Annotated in this window: 29 protein-coding genes and 1 pseudogene; 27 read left to right on the top strand and 3 right to left on the bottom strand. The window is 45.5% G+C overall.

Annotation, left to right across the window (positions count from 1 at the left end):
* Positions 1–17: 17 nt before the first annotated feature.
* The 21 genes from DW835_RS13730 to rsfS all read left to right on the top strand — a co-directional run bounded on the left by DW835_RS13730 (position 18) and on the right by rsfS (position 15,477).
* The gene (locus tag DW835_RS13730; RefSeq protein WP_117465653.1) at positions 18–1,124 is read left to right on the top strand and encodes an FtsW/RodA/SpoVE family cell cycle protein; all 1,107 of its coding nucleotides are present in this window, start codon (positions 18–20) and stop codon (positions 1,122–1,124) included.
* Between the two features lie 43 nt (positions 1,125–1,167).
* Positions 1,168–1,563: a methylglyoxal synthase gene (mgsA, locus tag DW835_RS13725; RefSeq protein ID WP_022312503.1), complete on the top strand. Its 396-nt coding sequence runs from the start codon at positions 1,168–1,170 to the stop codon at positions 1,561–1,563.
* Positions 1,547–2,536 carry a D-alanyl-D-alanine carboxypeptidase family protein gene (locus DW835_RS13720; protein WP_243026369.1) on the top strand — a complete coding sequence of 330 codons (990 nt, stop codon included), beginning with the start codon at positions 1,547–1,549 and terminating at the stop codon, positions 2,534–2,536. Before mgsA ends, DW835_RS13720 begins: the two co-directional genes overlap by 17 nt.
* Before the next feature lie 88 nt (positions 2,537–2,624).
* A complete protein-coding gene (locus DW835_RS13715) occupies positions 2,625–3,044 on the top strand; it encodes a hypothetical protein (RefSeq protein WP_022312505.1) in 420 nt (139 codons plus the stop codon).
* An 89-nt stretch (positions 3,045–3,133) separates the two neighbouring features.
* Positions 3,134–4,702 carry an HlyD family efflux transporter periplasmic adaptor subunit gene (locus tag DW835_RS13710; protein ID WP_182430322.1) on the top strand — a complete coding sequence of 523 codons (1,569 nt, stop codon included), beginning with the start codon at positions 3,134–3,136 and terminating at the stop codon, positions 4,700–4,702.
* A gap of 5 nt (positions 4,703–4,707) precedes the next feature.
* Positions 4,708–5,442 carry a YggS family pyridoxal phosphate-dependent enzyme gene (locus DW835_RS13705; RefSeq protein ID WP_243037186.1) on the top strand — a complete coding sequence of 245 codons (735 nt, stop codon included), beginning with the start codon at positions 4,708–4,710 and terminating at the stop codon, positions 5,440–5,442.
* Between the two features lie 33 nt (positions 5,443–5,475).
* A complete protein-coding gene (locus DW835_RS13700; RefSeq protein WP_117465654.1) occupies positions 5,476–6,012 on the top strand; it encodes a cell division protein SepF in 537 nt (178 codons plus the stop codon).
* Positions 6,013–6,138: 126 nt separating this feature from the next.
* Positions 6,139–7,248 (top strand): 3-dehydroquinate synthase, encoded by a 1,110-nt coding sequence (gene aroB, locus DW835_RS13695; protein ID WP_022312509.1) that lies wholly within the window; start codon positions 6,139–6,141, stop codon positions 7,246–7,248.
* The gene (gene lspA / locus DW835_RS13690; protein ID WP_117465656.1) at positions 7,241–7,780 is read left to right on the top strand and encodes a signal peptidase II; all 540 of its coding nucleotides are present in this window, start codon (positions 7,241–7,243) and stop codon (positions 7,778–7,780) included. The genes aroB and lspA overlap by 8 nt, the downstream gene beginning before the upstream one ends.
* On the top strand, positions 7,780–8,694 hold the full coding sequence (locus DW835_RS13685) for an RluA family pseudouridine synthase (protein WP_022312511.1): 915 nt from the start codon (positions 7,780–7,782) through the stop codon (positions 8,692–8,694). The genes lspA and DW835_RS13685 overlap by 1 nt, the downstream gene beginning before the upstream one ends.
* Before the next feature lie 38 nt (positions 8,695–8,732).
* Positions 8,733–9,395, top strand: coding sequence for an L-serine ammonia-lyase, iron-sulfur-dependent subunit beta (sdaAB, locus tag DW835_RS13680; RefSeq protein WP_118503957.1), 663 nt, complete (start codon positions 8,733–8,735; stop codon positions 9,393–9,395).
* Positions 9,396–9,397: 2 nt separating this feature from the next.
* Positions 9,398–10,285: an L-serine ammonia-lyase, iron-sulfur-dependent, subunit alpha gene (gene sdaAA / locus DW835_RS13675; protein ID WP_118503959.1), complete on the top strand. Its 888-nt coding sequence runs from the start codon at positions 9,398–9,400 to the stop codon at positions 10,283–10,285.
* A gap of 110 nt (positions 10,286–10,395) precedes the next feature.
* Positions 10,396–11,040: a cytidylate kinase-like family protein gene (locus DW835_RS13670; RefSeq protein WP_172594746.1), complete on the top strand. Its 645-nt coding sequence runs from the start codon at positions 10,396–10,398 to the stop codon at positions 11,038–11,040.
* Between the two features lie 172 nt (positions 11,041–11,212).
* Entirely contained in the window at positions 11,213–11,518 is a 306-nt protein-coding gene (gene rplU, locus DW835_RS13665; RefSeq protein ID WP_022153044.1) for a 50S ribosomal protein L21, read from the top strand.
* 5 nt (positions 11,519–11,523) lie between these two features.
* Positions 11,524–11,871 (top strand): ribosomal-processing cysteine protease Prp, encoded by a 348-nt coding sequence (locus tag DW835_RS13660; protein WP_118503961.1) that lies wholly within the window; start codon positions 11,524–11,526, stop codon positions 11,869–11,871.
* A 3-nt stretch (positions 11,872–11,874) separates the two neighbouring features.
* Entirely contained in the window at positions 11,875–12,159 is a 285-nt protein-coding gene (gene rpmA / locus DW835_RS13655; protein ID WP_022153046.1) for a 50S ribosomal protein L27, read from the top strand.
* 85 nt (positions 12,160–12,244) lie between these two features.
* A complete protein-coding gene (gene obgE, locus DW835_RS13650; protein WP_118503963.1) occupies positions 12,245–13,537 on the top strand; it encodes a GTPase ObgE in 1,293 nt (430 codons plus the stop codon).
* Between the two features lie 24 nt (positions 13,538–13,561).
* The gene (gene yhbY / locus DW835_RS13645; protein ID WP_022153048.1) at positions 13,562–13,852 is read left to right on the top strand and encodes a ribosome assembly RNA-binding protein YhbY; all 291 of its coding nucleotides are present in this window, start codon (positions 13,562–13,564) and stop codon (positions 13,850–13,852) included.
* Between the two features lie 64 nt (positions 13,853–13,916).
* Positions 13,917–14,531, top strand: a complete 615-nt coding sequence (gene nadD / locus DW835_RS13640; protein ID WP_118669356.1) for a nicotinate-nucleotide adenylyltransferase — start codon at positions 13,917–13,919, stop codon at positions 14,529–14,531.
* Positions 14,524–15,096: a bis(5'-nucleosyl)-tetraphosphatase (symmetrical) YqeK gene (yqeK, locus tag DW835_RS13635; protein WP_118669357.1), complete on the top strand. Its 573-nt coding sequence runs from the start codon at positions 14,524–14,526 to the stop codon at positions 15,094–15,096. The genes nadD and yqeK overlap by 8 nt, the downstream gene beginning before the upstream one ends.
* Before the next feature lie 27 nt (positions 15,097–15,123).
* Positions 15,124–15,477, top strand: coding sequence for a ribosome silencing factor (rsfS, locus tag DW835_RS13630; RefSeq protein ID WP_118503965.1), 354 nt, complete (start codon positions 15,124–15,126; stop codon positions 15,475–15,477).
* On the opposite strand, the gene DW835_RS13625 is transcribed toward rsfS, so the two are convergent.
* Positions 15,474–15,683: a DUF378 domain-containing protein gene (locus tag DW835_RS13625; RefSeq protein WP_117465665.1), complete on the bottom strand. Its 210-nt coding sequence runs from the start codon at positions 15,681–15,683 to the stop codon at positions 15,474–15,476. The genes rsfS and DW835_RS13625 overlap by 4 nt on opposite strands.
* Positions 15,684–15,968: 285 nt before the next feature.
* On the opposite strand from DW835_RS13625, the gene DW835_RS13620 reads away from it, so the two are divergent.
* The 6 genes from DW835_RS13620 to DW835_RS13595 all read left to right on the top strand — a co-directional run bounded on the left by DW835_RS13620 (position 15,969) and on the right by DW835_RS13595 (position 21,503).
* Positions 15,969–17,186 carry an ABC transporter substrate-binding protein gene (locus tag DW835_RS13620; RefSeq protein ID WP_118503967.1) on the top strand — a complete coding sequence of 406 codons (1,218 nt, stop codon included), beginning with the start codon at positions 15,969–15,971 and terminating at the stop codon, positions 17,184–17,186.
* A 163-nt stretch (positions 17,187–17,349) separates the two neighbouring features.
* On the top strand, positions 17,350–18,234 hold the full coding sequence (locus DW835_RS13615; protein ID WP_117465667.1) for a branched-chain amino acid ABC transporter permease: 885 nt from the start codon (positions 17,350–17,352) through the stop codon (positions 18,232–18,234).
* Between the two features lie 21 nt (positions 18,235–18,255).
* Positions 18,256–19,332 (top strand): branched-chain amino acid ABC transporter permease, encoded by a 1,077-nt coding sequence (locus DW835_RS13610; RefSeq protein ID WP_117465668.1) that lies wholly within the window; start codon positions 18,256–18,258, stop codon positions 19,330–19,332.
* Positions 19,333–19,334: 2 nt separating this feature from the next.
* On the top strand, positions 19,335–20,093 hold the full coding sequence (locus DW835_RS13605) for an ABC transporter ATP-binding protein (protein WP_022312523.1): 759 nt from the start codon (positions 19,335–19,337) through the stop codon (positions 20,091–20,093).
* A 13-nt stretch (positions 20,094–20,106) separates the two neighbouring features.
* Complete coding sequence (locus tag DW835_RS13600; protein ID WP_118503968.1) at positions 20,107–20,817, top strand: ABC transporter ATP-binding protein; 711 nt, start codon at positions 20,107–20,109, stop codon at positions 20,815–20,817.
* A 59-nt stretch (positions 20,818–20,876) separates the two neighbouring features.
* The gene (locus DW835_RS13595) at positions 20,877–21,503 is read left to right on the top strand and encodes a cytidylate kinase-like family protein (RefSeq protein ID WP_117465704.1); all 627 of its coding nucleotides are present in this window, start codon (positions 20,877–20,879) and stop codon (positions 21,501–21,503) included.
* 55 nt (positions 21,504–21,558) lie between these two features.
* On the opposite strand, the gene lexA is transcribed toward DW835_RS13595, so the two are convergent.
* Both lexA and DW835_RS18475 read right to left on the bottom strand, forming a co-directional pair.
* The gene (lexA, locus tag DW835_RS13590; protein ID WP_117465670.1) at positions 21,559–22,176 is read right to left on the bottom strand and encodes a transcriptional repressor LexA; all 618 of its coding nucleotides are present in this window, start codon (positions 22,174–22,176) and stop codon (positions 21,559–21,561) included.
* 298 nt (positions 22,177–22,474) lie between these two features.
* Positions 22,475–22,892, bottom strand: a pseudogene (locus DW835_RS18475) (transposase); the annotation flags it as partial.

Below are 22,892 nucleotides of genomic sequence, written 5' to 3'. Positions count from 1 at the left end.
ACAGAAAGGTCAAACGGATGTTTAAGAATTATAGATTACGGGATTATGACTTTAAACTGATCATACTGATACTTGCACTGTCCATCATCGGCATCATAACCATCGGCAGTGCGGAACCTGCCCAGCAGACCAAACAGATGGCGGGTGTAGTTGCTGGGCTTGTTATCATGATCGCCCTTTCTTTTTTTAATTATTCCGTGATCCTGAAGCTTTACTGGCTGATGTACATAGGCAATCTGGTACTGCTCGGACTGGTAATCCTGATGGGTGAAGAAGGCAACGGAGCCCAGAGGTGGCTTAAGATCGGTGGACTGCAATTTCAACCTTCAGAACTTGCAAAAATTTTATTGATTTTATTCTTTGCACAGTTTATTATGAAATATAAGGAGAAGCTGAATACTTTCCCTGTGATCGCATCGATTGCGGTACTTATGGGTGTTCCCTGGATCATGGTAAAGGAACAGCCGGCGCTGTCTACCAGCCTTGTGCTGATCTTTATTTTCTGCGTGATCCTGTATGCCGGAGGCATCAGTTATAAGCTGATCTTCGGAGCATTGGCGGTGGCAATTCCTGCAGTGATCATACTGGTATCTCTGGCAATGCAGCCGGACAGTACCATATTGGAGACTTACCAGAAAAATCGTATCCTTGCCTTCGTCAATCCGGAGGAATATTCCACGGATCTGGCTTACCAGCAGTTGAACTCTGTAATGGCCATAGGCTCTGGAGAACTGGACGGCAAGGGCTATAAAAACAATGAGATCACATCGGTAAAGAATGGCAATTTCCTGTCTGAAGCGGAAACCGATTTCATATTCGCTGTTATCGGTGAAGAGTTTGGTTTTAAGGGAAGTATCGTAGTGATCATACTGCTGATGCTGATGGCAATGGAGTGCGTTTCTATCGCGGGAAAGGCGAAAGATACCGCGGGGACGATCATAGCGGCGTCAATGGGGGGACTGATCGCTTTCCAGAGCTTTGTGAACATCGGAGTGGCTACGTTTATTTTACCGAATACAGGACTTCCGCTGCCTTTTGTAAGCTATGGCCTGACCTCGCTGATGAGTCTGTATATTGGAATGGGTGTTGTACTGAACGTACGATTACAGGCGAAGAGAAGCTAGACAAAAGAAATCATACATTACACAGAGAAGGGGTATGGACTATATGAACATTGCACTGATCGCACATGATGCCAAAAAGAAACTGATGCAGAATTTCTGCATTGCATATCGCGGAATTTTAAGTAAAAATGAATTATATGCCACAGGAACTACCGGCAGGCTGATCGAAGAGGTCACCAACCTGAATATACACAAATATCTTGCTGGACATCTGGGAGGAGAACAGCAGATCGGTGCACAGATCGAACACAACGAGATCGATCTGGTGATCTTTTTGCGGGATCCACTGGCACCCAAGGCCCATGAGCCGGATGTAAGCAATGTAATGCGCTTGTGTGATATGCATAATATTCCGTTGGCAACGAATCTCGCCAGCGCGGAACTGTTGATCAAGTCCTTAGACAGAGGAGATTTAGAGTGGCGTGAAATGTACAAATAAAGTTCGTCGGATCTGCTTCTGCATGTCCTTGATCCTCTGCATGAGTCTGCTTACCGGATGCGGTAATGTGGCGTATACATTTCCGTACGATGTCAATTCCAGTGTCAGCAGTTTCAATGTGCTGGCAGGAACCGGAGCGGGCAGGGCAGAGCCCTTTGCTGCGGATCTGTGTGTGGTGACGGAGGACCAGACGGGGGATGGCAGCGTAGACATGTCACAGGCCTCGGCCGCTGTACTGTTCGACGTAAACAATAAAAAGGTATTATATTCCAAAAATGCACATGAAAGATTGTATCCGGCCAGCCTGACCAAGGTAATGACGGCACTGGTGGCATTACAGAATGCATCACCGGATACTGTGCTGACAGCTACGGATAGCGTAAAGATCACGGAATCCGGTGCACAGCTGTGCGGATTAAAAGCCGGAGATACCATGACATTGGATCAGGCATTACATATTCTGCTGATGTATTCCGCCAACGACGCAGCAATGCTGATCGCGGAGAATATCGGCGGCAGTGTAGATCATTTTGTGGAGATGATGAATGAGGAAGCACAGAGACTGGGGGCTACAAATACCAGTTTTGCCAATCCTCATGGTCTGTCGGATGACAATCATTATACTTCAGCCTATGACCTGTATCTGATCTTTAATGAAGCAATCAAATATGATTCCTTTAATGAGATCATTCACATGACAAGCTACCAAACCGCATATTATGACAAGGACGGAAAAGCCAAGGAACTTACGGTGAACAGCACAAACCGTTTTTTGCGGGGAGATTTTCAGGCACCGGAGAACATTACAGTCATCGGCGGCAAGACAGGTACGACCAACGCGGCGGGACATTGTCTGATCCTTTTATCCAGAGACACAAGCGGAGCTCCTTATATATCGGTAATCCTGAATTCCTCAGCCAGTGATGTGCTGTACCCGGAAATGGTACAACTCCTGGAGCAAATCAATAAATAACTGTTGTTTTTTGAGGGGTTATAAACTATAATAAAGTAAATAGGTTGCGTGAAGTTCCTATAAATTTTACGACAGGAGGGTTACACCAATGGTTCAGTTGATTGTAGGCAAAAAGGGCAAGGGCAAGACAAAACAGCTGTTGGACAAAGTCAACAGCGAGGTAAAGGATATTGCGGGAAGTATCGTATATCTGGACAAAAGTACGAAACATATGTATGAACTGAACAACAAGGTGCGTCTGATCGACGTTTCCCGTTATATGATCGAGAATGAAAGCGAATTTCTGGGATTCGTATGCGGTATCATTTCTCAGGATCATGATCTGGAGCAGATGTATTTTGACAGCTTTCTGAAAATCGCAGCACTGGAAGACAAAGACATTTCCGCAGTTGTTGAAAAACTGGAGAGAATGAGTGATTTCTTCCAGGTGGATTTTATCCTCAGTGTATCCAGGGACGAATCTGAATTACCGGAGTCTGTGAAGGATAAGATCATTGTATCTTTGTAAGAAGAACGAATTATAATTTTCACGTATGAGAAGCCTCGGATGCCAACCGGGGCTTCTCAAATGTAAGGGAGAGGAAAGGAGGTTTTCCAATGGCAGAACAACCGAGAAAAATAAAAAAATACAGAAAACCTTTGAACCTCAATATCGGTATGCTCATCTTCGGAGCTATTTTTATTTATGTAATCATTTGTGTGATACTGTATTTTCAGACAGACCACATCGTGCGTTATGAAGTAACGGAAGGATCACTGGCTACCAATAATATTTACCGTGGAGTGTCAATCCGCACAGAGGAAGTTGTAAGTACGGATACTGCCGGATATGTGAATTTTTATGCAAGAGAAGGCGAACGGGTGGCCAAGGGAGACACTGTTTACATCGTGGACGAAACGGGCCGGCTGACGGAAGAACTGGAGGATGCCAGCCTTGGAGAAAATACCCTGAGTGACCAGGAACTTTCGGAATTTCGTAATGAAATCGTGAATTTTATGCATGGGTATGATGACAAAAATTACGAGAGTACCTATGATTTTAAATATTCTTTGAAGAACACGGTGCTGAAACTGGCCAATGTAAATATGCTGCAAAGCATTGAAAACGGAAATAACGGTTCGGCTGCAAATATTGTAAATTTCTGTTATGCGCCCACCACCGGTATCGTGGCTTACTGGACGGACGGTTATGAAAATCTGACCGTGGAAGGCGTTACCCAGGAAGTATTTGATAACAAAAATTACGAGAAGAAACAGATGCTCGGTAATGAACTGATGGCTGTGGGAGATCCGGTGTACAAGCTTTCCACGGAGGAAAACTGGTCGGTGGTCATTCCCATCGATGCAGAGCGAGGCGCAGAGATCCAACAGGAGGACTATGTCAAAGTACGTTTTCTGAAGAATCAGTATGAGTCCTGGGGGCAGGCAAAACTGTTTACCGGCAGTGATGGCAATACATTTCTGTCACTTACCTTTACAAATTCCATGGTTACGTTTGTATCCGACAGATTTCTGGATATCGAGCTGATATTGAATGATGAGACCGGACTGAAGATTCCAAATTCTTCCATTGTGGAGAAGGAATTTTTCCTGATCAATGAAGATTTTGTCACGACCAATGAAAATACGGGAACCCAGGGTGTGATCAGACAGTGCTACCGGGATAACGGGGACATTTCCAGTGAATTTGTGGAGGCCGGTGCGTACAGCTACGATGAAAATGAAGGCGTGTACTACATGGATACTTCGGTGCTGAAGGCCGGAGATGTCCTGTACAAGACAGACAGCCAGGAGACCTATACGGTAAGCAAGCGTGCAACACTGATCGGTGTGTATAATGTGAATAAGGGATATGCTGACTTCAAGCAGATCAATATTCTGTATCAGAATGACGAGTATTCCATCGTAAAAGCCAATACGACCTATGGCCTGAATGTATATGACTATATTGTACTGGACGGTTCTTCGGTATCGGATGATCAGATCATCACCAATATCAAGAAAACAGATACCGGCAGGACGGATATTCCTACAGACAGTGTAGAACCGGGAGTAAGCGACAATATACCGGAGAGCATAGAGCCACTTCCAGCGGAGACCAGAGAGGAACCGACGCAGGAGACCACACAGGAAGCAACACAGGAAAGTCAGACACCGGAAAGCTAGAAAGGATGGCGGATACTATGGAAGAGACCATACAGAGCATGGAACTGGCACAAAATTACAAAACGGTAAAAGAGAACGTCACAAAAGCCTGTGAGCAGGCGGGCAGATCGGAGCAGGAAGTGACGCTGCTTGCAGTCAGCAAGACCAAACCGGTGGATATGCTGATGGATGTCTACCGTGCGGGAGCCAGAGATTTCGGGGAGAACAAGGTTCAGGAACTGGTGGACAAGATCCCTCAGATGCCTTCGGATGTCAGATGGCATATGATCGGCCATCTGCAGCGCAATAAGGTAAAATATATTGTAGATAAGGTTTACCTGATCCACAGCGTGGACAGCCTCCGGCTGGCGGAAGAGATCAGCAGAGAAGCCGTGAAGAAGCAGGTGGAAGTCAATATCCTGATCGAGGTAAATGTGGCACAGGAGGAAAGCAAGTTCGGAACTACGGTAGAAGAAACTGCAACACTGATCCGTGAGATTGCAACGCTTCCGGGAATACATATCAGAGGATTGATGACGATCGCCCCTTTTGTGGAGGATCCGGAAGAAAACAGGGGCTATTTTCAGAAACTTCGGCAATTAGCTGTTGACATCGGAAATAAAAACATTGATAATATTTCTATGAATATTCTTTCCATGGGAATGACCGGCGATTATATGGTGGCCACGCAGGAAGGAGCCACGATCGTCAGAGTCGGAACCGGTATTTTCGGAGAAAGAGATTATAGTAAGACGATCTAGAAAGAGATTGAATAATAAAGGAGACACACAACAATGGGTGTAATGGATAAGTTCCTGAATTATATGAAACTGAACGATGAAGAGGATGAAGGTTTCTATGATGACGATTATCTGGATGATGAGGAAGAAGTAGAACCGGTAAAGAAATTCAGCCCGGCCAAGAGCAGACAGCAGGCACAGGAGGATGACGAACCGGAAGAGAAGAGTAAGCGTTCCTCACAGCCTAAGGTAACACCGATCCACCGCACCGTGACCAAGAAAATGCCTGGAACCGGCATGGAGGTCTGTGTGATCAAGCCTACTTCCGTAGAGGATGCAAGAGAGATCACAGAGACACTGCTGGCCAACCGGACAGTGGTACTTAATCTGGAAGGCCTGGACGTGGATATCGCCCAGCGTATCATTGACTTTACTTCCGGATCCTGTTTCGCAATATCGGGTAATTTACAGAAAATATCCCATTATATTTTCATTATTACGCCGGCCAGCGTAGATATCTCCGGTGATTTTCAGGATATTTTCGGCGGCGCCGGATCTTTTGAAATGCCGATCAAAAATGGAATGTCATAAAATGTCAAATGCCATTAAAATGTCATATGAAGATAACTTCCTGTAGGCAACTGCAGGAAGTTTTTTAAAAACAGATATAAATTATACAAGAAAGAACAGTTTATAAGGAACTGAAGGGTGAACAACATGGCACAGAGATTACCGGTGCTTTATAACAAAAAGCCTTGCTACGATATTGTATTCCAGCAGTCTTTTGACGGCCTGTGGGAAGAACTGGCAGAGCTTGGCGCAGCAGACAAGAGATTATGCATTGTGACGGATTCCACCGTAGACGGACTGTATGCGGCACAGATTCTTAAGTTTCTTGAGGGAAAATGCCGTAAGGCTGTGAAATATGTGTTCCCTGCAGGAGAAGAACACAAGAATCTGGATACCGTGAGGGACGTGTACCGTTTCCTGATTGAAGAGGGTTTTGACAGAAAAGATATGCTGCTGGCACTGGGCGGCGGCGTCTGCGGTGATCTGACCGGATTTGTGGCGGCTACTTATTTAAGAGGCATTGATTTTGTACAGATTCCAACTACATTGCTGGCACAGGCAGACAGCTCTATTGGCGGTAAGACAGGTGTGGATTTTGACAGCTATAAGAACATGGTAGGCGCATTTAAGATGCCCAGACTGGTATATATGAACCTGTCCGTATTAAAAACGCTGGAAGAGAGACAGTTTTATTCCGGATTTGCGGAAGTAATGAAATCCGCACTGATCAAGGATGCGCCCTTCTATGAGTGGCTGATCGAGAACATGTATGAGATCTGCGAGCGGGATCTGAATACCCTGGAAGAAATGGTGATCCGTACCTGCTCCATCAAGAAAATGGTGGTGGAAAAGGATCCTACCGAGCAGGGAGACCGTGCTCTCTTAAATCTTGGACACACGATCGGACATGCTATCGAGAAATACAAGAATTTTGAATTGTATCATGGAGAGTGTGTGGCACTGGGTACGGTAGCTGCAGCATATATTTCCTGGAAAAAAGAAATGCTGAGCATGGAAGAATTTTATGAGATCCGTGATATGTTTGTACCGTTTTATCTGCCAATCTCCGTGGACGATATCGATCCGCAGGAGATCTTGAAACTTACAAAATCCGATAAGAAGATGGAAGCCGGTACGATCAAATTTATTCTGTTAAAGAAGATCGGAAAGGCAGTTATCGACAGAACCGTTACGGATGAGGAAATTCTGGCTGCCATCGAAGAAATCAATTTTAGTGAAGAGGATGCTCATGAATAAGGAAAAGAAAAGTAGTCGAGTTGTTATGCTGATCATAGATGCCCTGATTGCAGCCGTACTTCTGGTACTGGATCAGTTTACCAAGCATCTGGCGGTGGTACATCTGAAGAACCAGCCGGCCTATGTGATCATTGACGGAGTTCTGGAATTGCAATATCTGGAGAACAGAGGATCCGCATTCGGTATGCTGCAGAACCAGAAGGTATTTATTCTGTTTGTGGGAATCGTATTTCTTGCGGTGCTGTTGTTTTTCCTTTTCAAACTTCCGGAACAGAAGAAATTCCGAATCGTGCATGTATTGCTGGCAGTGATCGTTGCCGGAGGCATCGGCAACATGATCGACAGATTCCGACTGGATTATGTAGTGGATTTTATCTCCTTCGTACTGATCAATTATCCGATCTTTAATGTGGCGGATATTTATGTGGTAGTGGCTACCATTGGCCTGTTTATTCTGTTTTTGTTCGTATACAAGGAAAAGGATCTGGAATTCCTCAACTTTAAGCAGAATCGTTATCGGGAGATGAAATAATGGAAGAACTCCGATTTCAGATAGCAGATGAGATGGAAGACGAACGGATTGACAAATGTATGAGTTTGCTTGTGGAGAATCTGTCCCGTTCTTTTATCCAAAAGCTGATCAAAGACGGAAATGTGCTGGTAAACGGTACGCCGGTAAAGGGAAGTTGTCGTGTCAAATGTGATGATGAAGTAGTCTTCTCCGTGCCGGAATCTGTGGAACCGGATATTGAACCGGAGAACATCCCTCTGGATATCCTGTATGAGGATGCGGATCTGATCGTGGTGAATAAGCCGAAGGGGATGGTGGTGCATCCGGCGGCGGGACATTACAGCGGCACTCTGGTTAATGCACTGATGTATCACTGTGGCAGGGATTTGTCCGGGATCAACGGAGTACTGCGCCCCGGTATTGTACATCGTATCGACAAGGATACCACTGGATCTGTCATTGCCTGCAAAAATGACAAAGCCCACCGGTGCATTGCAGAACAGTTGAAGGAACATTCCATCAACAGAAGATACCGGGCCATCTGTTTCGGAGAGCTGAATCAGGAGGAAGGCACCATCGACCAGCCCATCGGCAGGCATCCGAATGACCGTAAAAAAATGGCGGTGAACCACCAGAACGGAAAACGTGCCGTGACCCATTACCGGGTATTACAGAGATTTCAGGGATATACTTATATAGAGTGTGTGTTGGAGACCGGAAGGACGCACCAGATCCGTGTGCATATGGCAAGCATCGGGCATCCGCTTCTGGGGGATGAAGTCTACTCCAATCGGAAAAGTCCTTTCAAATTACAGGGGCAGACACTTCATGCCAAGACACTGGGATTTATTCATCCCACTACCGGAGAATATCTGGAGATCGATGCTCCGCTGCCGGAATATTTTGAACATCTTCTGACAGTGTTGGAGAAATAAAACTTATAGCTTATGTTTCGTACAGAAATGAGGCGACTATGAATCTGTTTGATATTTTAGGACCCGTAATGGTCGGCCCCAGCAGTTCTCATACTGCGGGAGCGGTCCGGATCGGTTATATTTCAGGAAAATTACTTCAGGACCATGTGGTGAAGGCGGAAATCCTTCTGCATGGTTCCTTTGCTACTACGGGCATCGGACACGGCACGGATAAGGCGCTGATCGCAGGCCTTTTGGGAATGCGGCCGGATGATATCCGGATTCCGGACAGCTTTTTCCTGGCGAAAAAGGACGGAATGGAATTCTCTTTTTCCACCATTACCCTGAAAGATGCCCATCCCAATACGGCGGTTCTGCGGCTGACCGGAGAACATGGGCGGAAAATAGAAGTGCAGGCGGCTTCCATTGGCGGCGGCCGGATCCTGATCGCAAAACTGGATGGGATCGAAGTAAATTTCTCTGCGGAAAAGCCGACTTTGATTGTACACAATGTGGATCAGCCGGGACATGTGGCACAGGTGACCTCCATGCTGGCTGAAAAGCAGGTGAATATTGCAACTCTGCAACTCTACCGGGACAAGCGGGGCGGCTACGCCGTTATGGTCATAGAGACAGATCAGGAAGTGCCGGACGAATCGGTGGCCTGGCTGGAACAGCTGGACGGCATCATTAAAGTGACCTATATCAATGTGGAGGAGTAACTATGTCCTATCAGTCATTTGAACAGGTATTACAGAAATGTCATACGGAAGGAAAAAAATTCTGGCAGGTGATTATGGAAGATGATATGGCGGAGCGGAATGTGTCAAAGCAGGACAGTATGGAGCATATGCGGACTACCTGGGATGCCATGCTGCTGGCAGCAGCTACTTATGAAGGAGATATTAAGTCCTCCAGCGGACTTGTCGGCGGTGATGGCCAACGGATGGAGGAATACACACACAATACCGGTAAGGAGTCACTATGTGGGGAATATGTAGATGAATGTATTGCAGGAGCGTTACAGATGGGAGAATCCAATGCCTGTATGAAACGGATCGTGGCAGCACCTACCGCTGGAGCCTGTGGGGTATTGCCTGCGGTGCTGGTTCCCTATTTTCAAAAACGGTGCAGGGATACCGACAAAATTCTGAAAGCCATGTATGTAGCGGCGGGGATTGGACAGATCATAGCCACCCGTTCTTCCATCAGCGGTGCTGCGGGAGGATGCCAGGCGGAGATCGGATCCGCCAGTTCCATGGCGGCCGGAGCTCTGACATATCTGCAGGGAGGCAACTGCGAACAGATTGCTACAGCGGCTGCCATGGCCATGAAGAATCTGCTGGGACTGGTATGCGACCCGGTAGCGGGACTGGTGGAGGTTCCATGCGTGAAACGAAATGTGATCGGTACTGTGAATGCCATGGCCTGTGCGGATATGGCAATGGCGGGGATCGTAAGCCGGATTCCACCGGATCAGGTTATGGATGCCATGAAAGAAGTCGGGGATAAAATGGATGCTTCCCTGAGGGAAACGGCGTTAGGAGGCCTGGCACAGACGGAAGAAGGCATGAAAATAGCAGAAAAAATGCATGCATCATATGAAAATTAGTAATAAACGACTAAAAAGACTGATAATTGGTTGATTTTTTGTTAAATATCACGTATAATGAAAATACAAAAAATGCTAGTTATCAAGTACAGCAGAAAGTGGGTGTGTGTATGAATACGATTATTACCATTGGACGTCAGTTTGGTTCTGCAGGCCGTGAAATCGGGGAAAAGGTTGCAGAGTATTTCGGAATTAAATGCTATGATAAGGAACTTCTTACCAGAGCGGCACAGGAAAGTGGTTTCTGTGAGGAAATGATCCAGAACCATGATGAGAGACCTACCAATTCTTTCCTGTATAATCTGGTGATGGATACTTATTCTTTCGGCTACAATGCATCCTCTTTTGTAGATATGCCTATCAGCCACAAAGTATTTCTTGCACAGTTCGATACGATCAAGAAGATCGCCGATGAAGGCCCTTGCGTTATTGTAGGCCGTTGTGCAGATTATGCTCTGGCAGATTACAAGAACTGCATCAATCTGTTCATCTTCGGCGATGACGACGTGAAGACCAAACGTATCATGGCCAGATATGATCTGACGGAAGCCAAGGCAAAGGAAATGATCACGAAGAAGGATAAGCAGCGTCAGAGTTACTACAACTATTATTCTTCCAAGAAGTGGGGCAGAGCTGATAGTTACGATCTGTGCATCAACAGTAGCATCCTCGGCATCGAAGGAACCGTAAAGCTGATCATTCAGTATGTGGAAGACTTCGAGAAGAAAAATAATGCAGATATTCTGGAAAAGTAGATATCTGAAATATTTTTCAAAAAAAAATTCAAAAAAATAAAATTATATCTTGACGATTAGGGCGCCTCATGTTATTATACTACGGTATGCCGCATAACTAGGTATAAGTGTGTCGGATTTTAGGATCCTTTACCACCAAAGTTAGCGAGTAAATAATAGGAGGTGCCTTATTATGTACGCAATTATTGCAACAGGTGGAAAGCAGTACAAAGTTTCTGAAGGTGATGTGATCAAAGTTGAGAAGATCGATGCAGAAGCTGGTAACACTGTTACTTTTGACCAGGTGATCGCAGTAAGTGACAATACCCTCAAGGTTGGTGCTGACGTTGCTAACGCAACTGTTACCGCAACCGTTATGGAGCAGGGTAGAGGTAAGAAGGTTATTGTATACAAGTACAAGAGAAAAACCGGTTACCACAAGAAGAATGGTCATAGACAAGCATACACTCAGGTTAAGATCGAAAAGATTAACGCGTAATCGTTATGACAACTATTATCATTCGTAAGAACCATGAAGGGATCTATCGTGGATTCTACTGCATGGGGCATGCGGAATATGCGAAGAAGAGATTGTTCGGTAAGGAACCGGATATCCTCTGTGCAGCGATTTCCGTGACCGTACAGAGTACGATCATGGCGTTGGACGAGATGGTCGACGAAAAAATGCTGCTGACGCAGAATGAGGAGACGGGATTTATCAAATGTGATTTCGAAAATTCCATTCCGCAGGACAAGACCGTATTTCTGATGGACTTTATGGTGTTTTCACTGCAGAAGCTCAGCAGACAGTACGGGGAACAGTATTTGCAAGTAAAAATCGAGGAGGTGTAGACCATGTTTAACTTTAACCTTCAATTTTTTGCACATAAAAAGGGAGTTGGTTCTACCAAGAACGGTAGAGATTCCGAATCCAAGAGATTAGGTGCGAAGAGAGCTGATGGCCAGTTTGTAAAAGCTGGAAATATTCTTTACAGACAGCGCGGTACTAAGATCCATCCCGGTGTCAATGTTGGTATCGGTGGAGATGATACTCTGTTTGCTTTAGTTGATGGCGTTCTCCGTTTTGAGAGAAAGGGCAGAGACAAGAAGCAGGCTTCCGTATATCCTGTAGAGAAATAAGTTGATTTAACCAGGGCTTCAAACATACTGATTGTTTGAAGCCCTTTTAGTCCGTAAAGAGTTTTATGTCGGAAAGGAGAACAAAATGTTTGCTGACAGAGCTAAAATTTACGTAAGAAGCGGTAAAGGCGGAGATGGTCATGTGTCCTTTCGCCGCGAAAAATATGTTCCCAGTGGCGGCCCTGACGGTGGCGATGGTGGTCACGGCGGTGACGTGATCTTTGTTGTAGATGAGGGGCTGAATACCCTGATCGATTTCCGGCACATCCGTAAGTACAAGGCCGGAGACGGGGAAGAGGGCGGCAAGAAAAACTGCCGCGGCAAGGACGGAGAAGACATCATTATCAAAGTCCCTGCGGGAACCGTGATCAAAGAAGCACAGAGCGGGCAGGTAATTACGGATATGTCGGGGGACAACAAACGGGTTGTTCTCTTAAAAGGCGGCAAGGGCGGTAACGGCAACCAGCATTATGCTACCAGTACCATGCAGGCACCCAAGTATGCACAGCCGGGACAGGCTGCACAGGAACTGGAACTTCTGCTGGAACTGAAGGTTATTGCCGATGTAGGACTGGTGGGATTTCCGAATGTAGGTAAGTCCACTTTTCTGTCCAGAGTGACCAATGCCAGACCCAAGATTGCCAACTATCATTTCACGACCCTGAATCCGAATCTGGGTGTAGTGGATCTGGAAGGAACCGGTGGTTTCGTTATTGCGGATATCCCCGGACTGATCGAAGGTGCTTCCGAAGGCGTGGGACTGGGACACGAGTTCCTGCGCCATATTGAGCGTACCAAGGTGATCATCCATATCGTGGATGCAGCAGGTACAGAAGGCAGAGATCCTATTCAGGATATCTATGCTATCAATAAGGAACTGGAAGCTTATAATCCGGAGATTGCAGCCAGACCTCAGGTGATCGCGGCGAATAAGATTGACGCTATCTATACGGAGGATGGATCCGATCCGGTAGCTGCAATCCGGGCAGAGTTTGAACCGAAGGGCATCAAGGTGTTCCCTATGTCTGCAGTAACCGGTCAGGGCGTAAAGGAACTGTTATACGAAGTGAACGATATGCTTGCTAACATCGGAGAAGAGACCACTGTCTTTGCGCAGGAGTACTTCCCGGAGAGTATGACAGGATCTGTGGATGATGCTTACACCGTAACCTATGATGAAGAAGAGGACGAGTACGTAGTAGAAGGACCCAAGATCGAGAAGATGCTGGGATACACCAATCTGGACAGTGAGAAGGGATTTACCTTCTTCCAGAATTTCCTGAAGGATACCGGTATTTTAGAGGAACTGGAAGCACTGGGTATCCAGGAGGGCGATACGGTACGCATGTACGGTCTGTCCTTTGATTACTATAAGTAAGTTTGTGAAAGGAAAAGATAGATTATGACAAGCAAACAGAGAGCTTATTTAATGAGTCTGGCCAGCAATCTGAATCCCATTTTTCAGGTGGGTAAATCCAGCCTGACTCCGGAACTCACCGCAGCTATTGGTGAATCCTTTAATAATAATGAACTGATCAAGATCGGTGTTCTGAAGAACTGTTTTGACGACCCCAGAGCTATTGCGGAGATGGTGGCGGAGCGTACCCATTCCCAGGTCGTACAGGTGATCGGCAAGAAGATTGTATTGTACAAGCCCGACAAGGACAAGCCGAAGATCGAACTGCCCAGATAAGGTTAGAGCATAGCCGACGAGAACCAATCAAGAATGATAACTGCGTGCAAAGGGATGAGGAAGCATGAGCAGAATAGGCATTATGGGTGGCACCTTTAACCCAATCCACATAGGACATCTGATGCTGGCTGAACAGGCGCTGGAGTCGGCACACTTAGACCAGATCTGGATGATACCGACGGGCTGTTCTTATCTGAAGACAAAAGAGGGCATTACGGTTCTGCCCGGGACAGAACGTTATGACATGGTACAGCGTGCTATCGCAGATAACGACAGATTCCGCTGCCTGGACATTGAGATAAAACGTCCCGGAAATTCCTATAGCTATGAGACCATGGAGCAGCTGCACAGAGAATATCCGGAGCACCTTTTTTATTTCATCTGTGGGGCTGACTGCCTGTTTACCATGGAACAATGGAAATGCGCAGGCCGCCTGTTTGCTGCCTGCGAGATTATAGCTGCGGTACGGGGAGATGCGGATATGAAGGGAATGCAGGAGAAGATCAGGCAGTTGGAGGAACATTTTTCTGCGAAGATACAGTTGCTCTCTTTTCGAAGAATTGAGATCTCTTCTTCGGAAATCCGAGCGAGAAGATCCGAAGGTCTTTCTGTGCGCTATCTTGTGCCGGAAACAGTGAGGGAATATATGGAAGAAAAGGGGCTTTACCTGGATGAGTGATATCTTAAAAAAACTGACCAAAGAGATGCAAAAAGTACAGGATCCCAAGCGCTTTACCCATACATTGGGGGTAGAATACACAGCGGCGGCCCTTGCCATGCGATATAGTGAAGATGTGGAGCGTGCACAGATCGCGGGACTGCTTCATGATTGTTCCAAATGCATGGAAAATGATAAACTGTTGTCTGTCTGCGAAAAGTATCATCTTCCGGCGACGGATGTGGAAACGCGCAATCCCTATCTTTTACATGCCAGAGTGGGAAGCTATCTGGCGAAAAAGGAATATAAAATCGAAGATCCTGAGATCTTAAGTGCAATTTTATATCATACCACAGGGCGTCCGGGTATGACACTTCTGGAGAAGATCATTTTTACCGCAGATTATATTGAACCGGGGAGAAAACAGGCACCGAACCTTACCCAGATACGCCACCTGGCATTTACGGATCTGGATGCTGCCGTGACGAAGATTTTAGAGGATACGCTGGAATATCTGAAATCGGGGGACGGTGAGATGGATCCCATGACAGAAGAAACCTATAACTATTATAAGAAGAATGGATAAATAAAATAGAAAGTGTGAGGAGTTAGCATGAGTGAAGAATCCAGAAAAATGGCAAAACTGGCCGTAGAGGCGCTGGAAGATAAAAAAGCAGAGGATATCAAAGTAATAGACATCAGTAAAGTATCTGTGATCGCAGATTATTTTATTATTGCCGGCGGTAATAATTCCAGTCAGATTCAGGCATTGTGTGATAATGTGGAAGAGAAACTGGGAAGAGCCGGTTTCCCTGCCAGACAGACCGAAGGCTATGAGACAGCCAACTGGGTACTGTTAGACTTTGGCGATGTGATCGTACATGTCTTTGACAAGGAAAACCGTCTGCTCTATGATCTGGAACGTATCTGGAGAGATGGCGTACAGATTCCCGTAGAGGAACTTTAAGCTTCGCTGTCTCCCAGATGGAGAAAGAAGCTGATGAGATAGAGTCCGCTGATTCCCACCAAAACATATACAATTCTGGAAAACCAGGACATGTCACCGAACAGGAAGGCTACAAGATCAAAGCGGAAAAGCCCGATCAGCCCCCAGTTCACTGCACCTATTATAGCTATGGTGAGAGCGGTTCCGTCCAAATATTTATTACCCATAAAATCTCCTTATCCTGTCTGTATGAAATTTGCTGCTGCAAAATCCATACAGACATTTTTTTGAAGTTTCTATTTAATGATTGTTTCATAGATAGTCTTACCCCCAAAAATAAAAAATATACTACTTTTAAATAAAAATTAAGCTTTGTTGATCTATTTTAATGTCAAAAAACATCAAATTAGAAAATAAAGTCCATTGACAAAGGAAATAGAAGCGAGTAATATACAAAAATAACAATTATACATTGTATATTTGTATACATTGTTAAAAAGGAGGAAGATATTATGAAGAAATTCAACAAGGTGTTAAGTGTTGTTGTAGCATCTGCCATGGTTATGGCTATGGCTGGTTGCGGCAATACAGACAATGGTTCCGCTGCAACCGGTACTAACGCAGCAACTGAGAGCACAGCAGCTGACAACGGTGCAGCATCCGGCAGTGTATTCAAGATTGGCGGTATCGGACCTACCACCGGTGGCGCAGCAGTTTACGGACTGGCTGTACAGCATGGTGCAGAGATCGCAGTAGAAGAGATCAATGCAGCAGGTGGTATCAACGGCTATCAGGTAGAGTTCAAGTTCCAGGATGACGAGGCAGATGCTGAGAAATCCGTAAATGCTTATAATGCATTAAAGGACTGGGGCGCACAGGTCCTCGACGGATCTACCACCAGTGGAGCATGTATTGCGGTTACCGACAAGACCAAAGAAGACAATATGTTCCAGATCACTCCTTCCGGATCTGCAGTAGAATGTGTTCAGTATGATAACAACTTCCGCGTATGCTTCTCCGATCCTAACCAGGGTCTTGCATCCGCACAGTATATTGGTGAGAATGGTCTGGCTGAGAAGATTGCTGTTATTTATGACAGCTCCGATGTATATTCTTCCGGTATTTATGAGAAGTTTGTAAAGGAAGCTGAAAACCAGCCCTTTGAAGTAGTAGCTGCGGAAGCATTTACTGCTGATAACAAGACGGATTTCTCCGTACAGTTACAGAAAGCAAAGGATGCCGGAGCAGACATGGTATTCCTTCCTATTTATTATCAGGAATCCGCACTTATCCTTACACAGGCAGCTGCTATGGGTTATGCTCCCAAGTGGTTCTCATGTGATGGTATGGATGGTATTCTCGGTGGTGTAGATAATTTTGATGTATCTCTGACCGAAGGCGTTATGCTGTTAACTCCTTTCGCAGCTGATGCAACCGATGATCTGACCCAGTCTTTTGTAACTAAGTATAAGGAAAAATACGGTGAGACTCCCAACCAGTTCGCAGCAGACAGCTATGATGCTATCTATGTGATCAAGGCTGCTATCGAGAAGAGCGGTGTTACTCCTGATATGAGTGTTTCTGATATTTGTGATGGTATGAAGGCTGCCATGACAGAGATCACTGTAGATGGTCTGACCGGTAACGGCATGACCTGGACCGCAGACGGTGAGGCTAACAAGGCTCCTAAGGCTGTTGTGATCGAGAATGGTGCTTACAAGGCTATGTAATTTTGCTGATAAAGTTTCCAAAGAGGGTTACCGCAGGGTAGCCCTCTTTGCTTAATGTCAGAGACTTTGCAATAATGGGAGAGCAGTTGTTTTTCCCGGTATGTTCTGTTATACTTTATTTTATATGATAATTTGTGCATTCGCATGAATGGAGGTAGTTCACATGAGTTTTATCAGTTATCTGATCAACGGTATCAGCCTTGGAAGTGTCTATGCGCTGATCGCATTAGGCTATACCATGGTATATGGTATTGCCAAAATGCTGAATTTCGCACATGGTGATGTCATTATGGTCGGTGCATTTATTACTTATACAATGTGCAGTACCATGGGACTTTCTCCTGTGATCGGTGTTCTGGCAGCTGTTATCGCCTGCACCCTGTTGGGAATGGCTATTGAAAAAGTAGCATACAAGCCTTTAAGAAAGGCTTCTTCTCCGTTAGCGGTTCTGATCACCGCAATCGGTGTCAGCTATCTGCTGCAGAATGTAGCTCTTTTGATCTTTGGTGCAAATGCCAAGGCATTTACTTCTGTAGTATCCGTTCCCGCTGTGAAGCTGGCAGACGGACAGATCAATATTACCGGAGAGACCATCGTTACGATTGTTACCTGTCTGATCATTATGGCAGGTCTGATGCTTTTTATCAACAAGACCAAAGCAGGACAGGCAATGTTAGCAGTATCCGAGGATAAGGGGGCTGCACAGCTGATGGGTATCAATGTGGACGGAACCATTGCACTGACTTTTGCCATCGGATCCGGACTGGCCGCTGTAGCGGGAGTTCTGTTATGTTCCGCATATCCTTCCCTGACACCGTACACCGGTTCCATGCCCGGTATTAAAGCTTTCGTGGCGGCTGTATTTGGCGGAATCGGATCTATCCCCGGTGCTCTGGTTGGTGGTATATTGTTGGGGATTATCGAAATCTTTGGTAAAGCCTATATTTCTTCCCAGATGGCTGATGCTATTGTATTTGCAGTTTTGATCGTTGTGCTTCTGGTAAAACCTGCCGGACTGTTTGGCAAGAATATTCAGGAAAAAGTATAAGGGAAGAGGCAGGTACATAATATGAAGAAATTATCGAATAAGAAAATAAATAAAACCTTCCGGGATAATCTTATTACTTACGGAATGGTGATTGCAGCTTATGTCATCATGCAGATTCTGGTGTCTGCCGGCAGTGTGAGCAGCTTGATCCAGGGACTATTGGTTCCGCTGTGTACTTATGCAATTCTGGCGGTATCTCTGAACCTTACCGTAGGTATTCTGGGAGAACTGAGCCTTGGACATGCAGGATTTATGTGTATCGGAGCATTCACCAGCGCATTTTTCTCCAAAGTAATGGAGAATAGCGCAATGCCTTCCGGACTTCGCTTTTTCTTTGCTATTCTGATCGGTGCATTTTTTGCAGGTGTGTTCGGACTGCTGATCGGTATCCCCGTACTTCGTTTGAAGGGTGACTATCTGGCAATCGTAACACTGGCTTTTGGCGAAATCATTAAGAATCTGGTAAATATTATGTTTGTAGGCCGGGATGAGAATGGATTCCATATCTCCTTTACCAATACCATGGATCTGAACATGTCAGAGGACGGAGACGTTATTATCAAAGGTGCACAGGGTATCACCGGAACCCCTCATGATTCCAGCTTTACCATTGGTATTGTGTTATTGCTGATCACATTGTTTATTGTATTGAACCTGATTCATTCCAGAGACGGACGTGCCATCATGGCAATTCGTGACAATACCATTGCGGCGGAATCCGTAGGAATTCATATTACAAAGTATAAACTGATGGCATTCTCCATTTCTGCGGCACTTGCAGGTGTAGCAGGCGTACTGTATGCGCATAATCTGTCCACACTGACGGCATTACCCAAGAACTTTGGATATAACATGTCTATTATGATACTGGTATTCGTTGTACTGGGTGGCATCGGTAATATTCGCGGTTCCATTATTGCTTCTGTAATCCTTACCCTGTTACCGGAGTTACTGCGTGGTCTGAACGATTATCGTATGCTGATCTATTCCATCGTACTGATCGTAATGATGCTGTTCAACTGGGCTCCGAAGTGTATTGAATGGAGAGAAAAAGTGGCAGCCAGATTCAAGAAGTCTGTGAAAAAGGAGGCTGAATAATCATGGCATTATTAGAGGCAAAAAATTTAGGCATTTCTTTCGGCGGACTTCGTGCGGTAGATGATTTCAATATTAAGATTGAAAAAGGTTCCCTGTACGGACTGATCGGTCCCAACGGTGCAGGTAAGACCACCGTATTCAACCTTTTGACAGGTGTATATAAGCCCACAGAGGGTATTATTACGCTGGATGGAAAGGATGTTACCGGTAAAAAGACCATCGAAATCAATCAGGCAGGAATTGCAAGAACCTTCCAGAATATTCGACTGTTCAAGGATCTGTCTGTGATAGACAATGTAAAAGTAGGTCTGCATAATCATATGAGCTACAGCACGGTTACCGGTATTTTACGTCTGCCGAAATATTATAAAGTAGAAAAGCAGATGACGGAGGAGGCCATGGAGCTTCTGAAGGTATTCGGATTGGAAGAGGAAGCGGAAACACTGGCGGACAATCTTCCCTATGGTAAGCAGAGAAAGTTGGAGATTGCGAGAGCACTGGCTACCAAGCCCAAGCTCCTTCTGTTAGATGAGCCTGCTGCAGGTATGAACCCTAACGAGACGCTGGAACTGATGGAGACCATCCGTTTTGTCAGAGAGCATTTTGATATGACGATCCTTCTGATCGAGCATGATATGAAACTGGTAGGCGGAATCTGTGAGGAACTTACGGTTCTGAACTTTGGCCGTGTCCTGTGTCAGGGCAAGACCAGTGATGTGCTGAACAATCCGGAAGTCATCAAGGCTTATCTGGGTGAATAGGAGGACAACAGCTATGGCAATGTTAGAAGTAAATGATATTAAAGTATATTACGGCATGATACAGGCCATAAAGGGTGTGTCCTTTCACGTAGATGAGGGAGAGGTCATTGCACTGATCGGAGCCAACGGCGCCGGTAAGACAACGATCCTGCACACCGTATCCGGTCTGCTGACACCGAAGGAAGGAACCATTACTTTTGAAGGTCAGGATCTGGTCAAGATTCCCGGACATAAGATTGTATCCATGGGTATGGCGCATGTTCCGGAGGGAAGACGTGTTTTCGCACAGCTTTCCGTATTACAGAATCTGATGATGGGTGCCTACACCAGAAAAGATAAAGAAGAGATCACACAGACTCTGGAGACCGTATTTGACCGCTTTCCCCGTTTGAAGGAACGTCAGAATCAGATGGCGGGTACCTTGAGTGGTGGTGAACAGCAGATGCTGGCCATGGGTAGAGCATTAATGTCTCATCCCAAGATTATTTTAATGGATGAGCCGTCCATGGGACTGTCCCCTATTTTTGTAAATGAAATTTTTGATATTATCCAGGAAGTAAGCAAGAGCGGTACTACAGTTCTGCTGGTAGAGCAGAATGCGAAGAAGGCATTGTCCATCGCAGACAGAGCTTATGTATTGGAGACCGGTAAGATTGTTCTGGAAGGCAAGGCAAGCGACCTTCTGAATAATGATTCCATTAAGAAAGCATATCTGGGTGAATAACTCTTGATTTAAGCCGCTGCGAGTGGAAGCAGCAGAGACAGAAAGGTATGGTGATCGAAATGAATAATGTAGTCATTACCATTGCAAGACAGTATGGAAGCGGCGGGCGAACCATTGGTGAGATGTTGGCGAAGAAGCTGAATGTTCATTACTATGACAAGGAGCTGATGAAGCTGGCAAGTGATGACAGTGGCATCAATGAAGCGCTGTTCGTAAATGCAGATGAAAAAGTGAAGAGCACGAAGCTGTTCCATATTGCGAAAAAGGAGTATCACGGGGAACTGATTCCTCCGGAAAGTGATGATTTTACCTCCACGGACAATCTGTTTAACTATCAGGCGAAGATCATCCGGGATCTGGCAAAGGAGGAATCCTGTGTCATTATCGGACGGTGTGCGGATTATGTGTTGAAGGATTATCCGAATGTCCTCAGCGTATTTATTCATGCCCCGAAGGAATATTGTCTGGAAGGCGCAGCGAAGAAGCATAGCATGAGCCCGAAGGAATTGGAGCGCTTTATCAATAAGACGGATAAGCACCGTGCGGAGTACTATAAGTATCATACCGGACGGGAATGGACAGATGCAAGAAATTACGATCTGTGTCTGGACAGCTCCAAGCTGGGATATGAAAGATGTGTGGATGAGATCATTTCTTATATGAAAGTAAGATTCCCAGAGAACTAAATGTAAAATATAGTTAAAAACAGCCTGCAGCTAATCATGCTACAGGCTGTTTTGCTTATCTGTAAAAGCGGAATACGCCGAACACGGTGCCAAGGATCTGGCAATTATCTACTATGATGGGATCCATGGTGTCGTTCTCCGGCTGGAGACGGATATGTCCCTTCTCCTTATAGAAAGTCTTGACGGTAGCGGAATCATCGATCAGGGCCACAACGATCTCACCGTTATTCGCTGTGTTCTGGACATGAACGAAGACACGGTCACCGTTGAAAATACCGGCATTGATCATGGACTCTCCGCGGACATTCAGAATGAAGGATTCTCCCTTGGGTACTACATCGGCGGGAACAGGGAAGTAGTCCTGAACGTTCTCTTCGGCCAGAATAGGCTGCCCGGCAGCAACATTACCGATCACGGGGAGGCTGACCATCTCGGTACGCACCATCTGGAAGCTGTCGTCGCAGATCTCAATGGCACGGGGCTTGGTGGGGTCTCTGCGGATATAGCCGTTCTTCTCCAATGTCTCCAGATGAGAATGAACGGAAGAGGTGGATTTTAAGTTCACCGTCTCACATATCTCACGCACTGTGGGGGGATAGCCTCTTTTTAAAATCTCATCTTTGATATAATCTAATATTTCCTGCTGCTTGGCAGTAATTTTTCCATAGCCCATAAATGACCTCCGTAAAACATCTGTTCTTACTGATTTATATAACGATTATAGCATAGCAAAAAGTAAAAAGCAAACATATATTCCAAAAATATGTTCGATTTTTAACTTGACGGGTCTTCGACACTTGCTCAACCCTAAAATCCCTACAAGCCGCAGAAATGCGGTATTTTTTTTGTCAAATTCTCTTAAATTATATGTTGTGTGGTGTGTTATAATGAAGTATGAAGATTTGGTATGACAGAAAATCCAAGGATCCAACCTACTTCATACAGATGGGGATCCGCAATGGAAAGAAAACATTCTCCTTCAGCCGGATCACATAGCTTGTGCCGTTTTCCTCACACTGCTTATAAAGATCAGGCGTAGAAAAACCGCTATCACCACGAAGTAGAATAGGGATTTCCGGATAGTCATGCAGATATTCACCCAGTACCGGCTGCAAAAAATCAACTACTCCGGTGTAGGAATACTGTGTTCCATCACGCAGCTGGATCTTTATCAGATCCCCGGTCATTCCATCATAACAGACAAGTGGATGATAACCATTGCTCTGATAGTGAAAGTTAAAGGCTCTGCCTTCCTGTCTGCCGTATGCATCAAGAAGAGTGGAATCCAGGTCCAGAATAACAGCCTGTGGCATCTGAACACTGTAAATTTTCCTCCGAAGTACTCTGGCAATCGCAAGGAACTAGTTTAAAGTGTCTTCATCCATACGG

It is taken from the genome of Clostridium sp. AM34-9AC, assembly GCF_003480225.1.
Classification (GTDB): domain Bacteria; phylum Bacillota; class Clostridia; order Lachnospirales; family Lachnospiraceae; genus Acetatifactor; species Acetatifactor acetigignens.
The sequence above is the reverse complement of the archived record's forward strand: the minus strand, read 5'-3'. Positions and strand labels throughout refer to the sequence as shown.

Excerpts from the sequence above, each read along its gene's own strand:
- sdaAA (WP_118503959.1), top strand. The coding sequence starts at position 9,398 with ATGTCCTATCAGTCATTTGAACAGGTATTACAGAAATGTCATACGGAA.
- rsfS (WP_118503965.1), top strand. The coding sequence starts at position 15,124 with ATGAGTGAAGAATCCAGAAAAATGGCAAAACTGGCCGTAGAGGCGCTG.
- DW835_RS13615 (WP_117465667.1), top strand. The coding sequence starts at position 17,350 with ATGAGTTTTATCAGTTATCTGATCAACGGTATCAGCCTTGGAAGTGTC.
- obgE (WP_118503963.1), top strand. The coding sequence starts at position 12,245 with ATGTTTGCTGACAGAGCTAAAATTTACGTAAGAAGCGGTAAAGGCGGA.
- DW835_RS13700 (WP_117465654.1), top strand. The coding sequence starts at position 5,476 with ATGGGTGTAATGGATAAGTTCCTGAATTATATGAAACTGAACGATGAA.
- mgsA (WP_022312503.1), top strand. The coding sequence starts at position 1,168 with ATGAACATTGCACTGATCGCACATGATGCCAAAAAGAAACTGATGCAG.
- DW835_RS13685 (WP_022312511.1), top strand. The coding sequence starts at position 7,780 with ATGGAAGAACTCCGATTTCAGATAGCAGATGAGATGGAAGACGAACGG.
- DW835_RS13610 (WP_117465668.1), top strand. The coding sequence starts at position 18,256 with ATGAAGAAATTATCGAATAAGAAAATAAATAAAACCTTCCGGGATAAT.
- lexA (WP_117465670.1), bottom strand. The coding sequence starts at position 22,176 with ATGGGCTATGGAAAAATTACTGCCAAGCAGCAGGAAATATTAGATTAT.
- DW835_RS13595 (WP_117465704.1), top strand. The coding sequence starts at position 20,877 with ATGAATAATGTAGTCATTACCATTGCAAGACAGTATGGAAGCGGCGGG.
- DW835_RS13625 (WP_117465665.1), bottom strand. The coding sequence starts at position 15,683 with ATGGGTAATAAATATTTGGACGGAACCGCTCTCACCATAGCTATAATA.
- DW835_RS13730 (WP_117465653.1), top strand. The coding sequence starts at position 18 with ATGTTTAAGAATTATAGATTACGGGATTATGACTTTAAACTGATCATA.
- DW835_RS13710 (WP_182430322.1), top strand. The coding sequence starts at position 3,134 with ATGGCAGAACAACCGAGAAAAATAAAAAAATACAGAAAACCTTTGAAC.
- yhbY (WP_022153048.1), top strand. The coding sequence starts at position 13,562 with ATGACAAGCAAACAGAGAGCTTATTTAATGAGTCTGGCCAGCAATCTG.
- yqeK (WP_118669357.1), top strand. The coding sequence starts at position 14,524 with ATGAGTGATATCTTAAAAAAACTGACCAAAGAGATGCAAAAAGTACAG.
- rpmA (WP_022153046.1), top strand. The coding sequence starts at position 11,875 with ATGTTTAACTTTAACCTTCAATTTTTTGCACATAAAAAGGGAGTTGGT.
- rplU (WP_022153044.1), top strand. The coding sequence starts at position 11,213 with ATGTACGCAATTATTGCAACAGGTGGAAAGCAGTACAAAGTTTCTGAA.
- nadD (WP_118669356.1), top strand. The coding sequence starts at position 13,917 with ATGAGCAGAATAGGCATTATGGGTGGCACCTTTAACCCAATCCACATA.
- lspA (WP_117465656.1), top strand. The coding sequence starts at position 7,241 with ATGAATAAGGAAAAGAAAAGTAGTCGAGTTGTTATGCTGATCATAGAT.
- DW835_RS13715 (WP_022312505.1), top strand. The coding sequence starts at position 2,625 with ATGGTTCAGTTGATTGTAGGCAAAAAGGGCAAGGGCAAGACAAAACAG.
- DW835_RS13605 (WP_022312523.1), top strand. The coding sequence starts at position 19,335 with ATGGCATTATTAGAGGCAAAAAATTTAGGCATTTCTTTCGGCGGACTT.
- sdaAB (WP_118503957.1), top strand. The coding sequence starts at position 8,733 with ATGAATCTGTTTGATATTTTAGGACCCGTAATGGTCGGCCCCAGCAGT.
- DW835_RS13670 (WP_172594746.1), top strand. The coding sequence starts at position 10,396 with ATGAATACGATTATTACCATTGGACGTCAGTTTGGTTCTGCAGGCCGT.
- DW835_RS13600 (WP_118503968.1), top strand. The coding sequence starts at position 20,107 with ATGGCAATGTTAGAAGTAAATGATATTAAAGTATATTACGGCATGATA.
- DW835_RS13705 (WP_243037186.1), top strand. The coding sequence starts at position 4,708 with ATGGCGGATACTATGGAAGAGACCATACAGAGCATGGAACTGGCACAA.
- aroB (WP_022312509.1), top strand. The coding sequence starts at position 6,139 with ATGGCACAGAGATTACCGGTGCTTTATAACAAAAAGCCTTGCTACGAT.
- DW835_RS13660 (WP_118503961.1), top strand. The coding sequence starts at position 11,524 with ATGACAACTATTATCATTCGTAAGAACCATGAAGGGATCTATCGTGGA.
- DW835_RS13620 (WP_118503967.1), top strand. The coding sequence starts at position 15,969 with ATGAAGAAATTCAACAAGGTGTTAAGTGTTGTTGTAGCATCTGCCATG.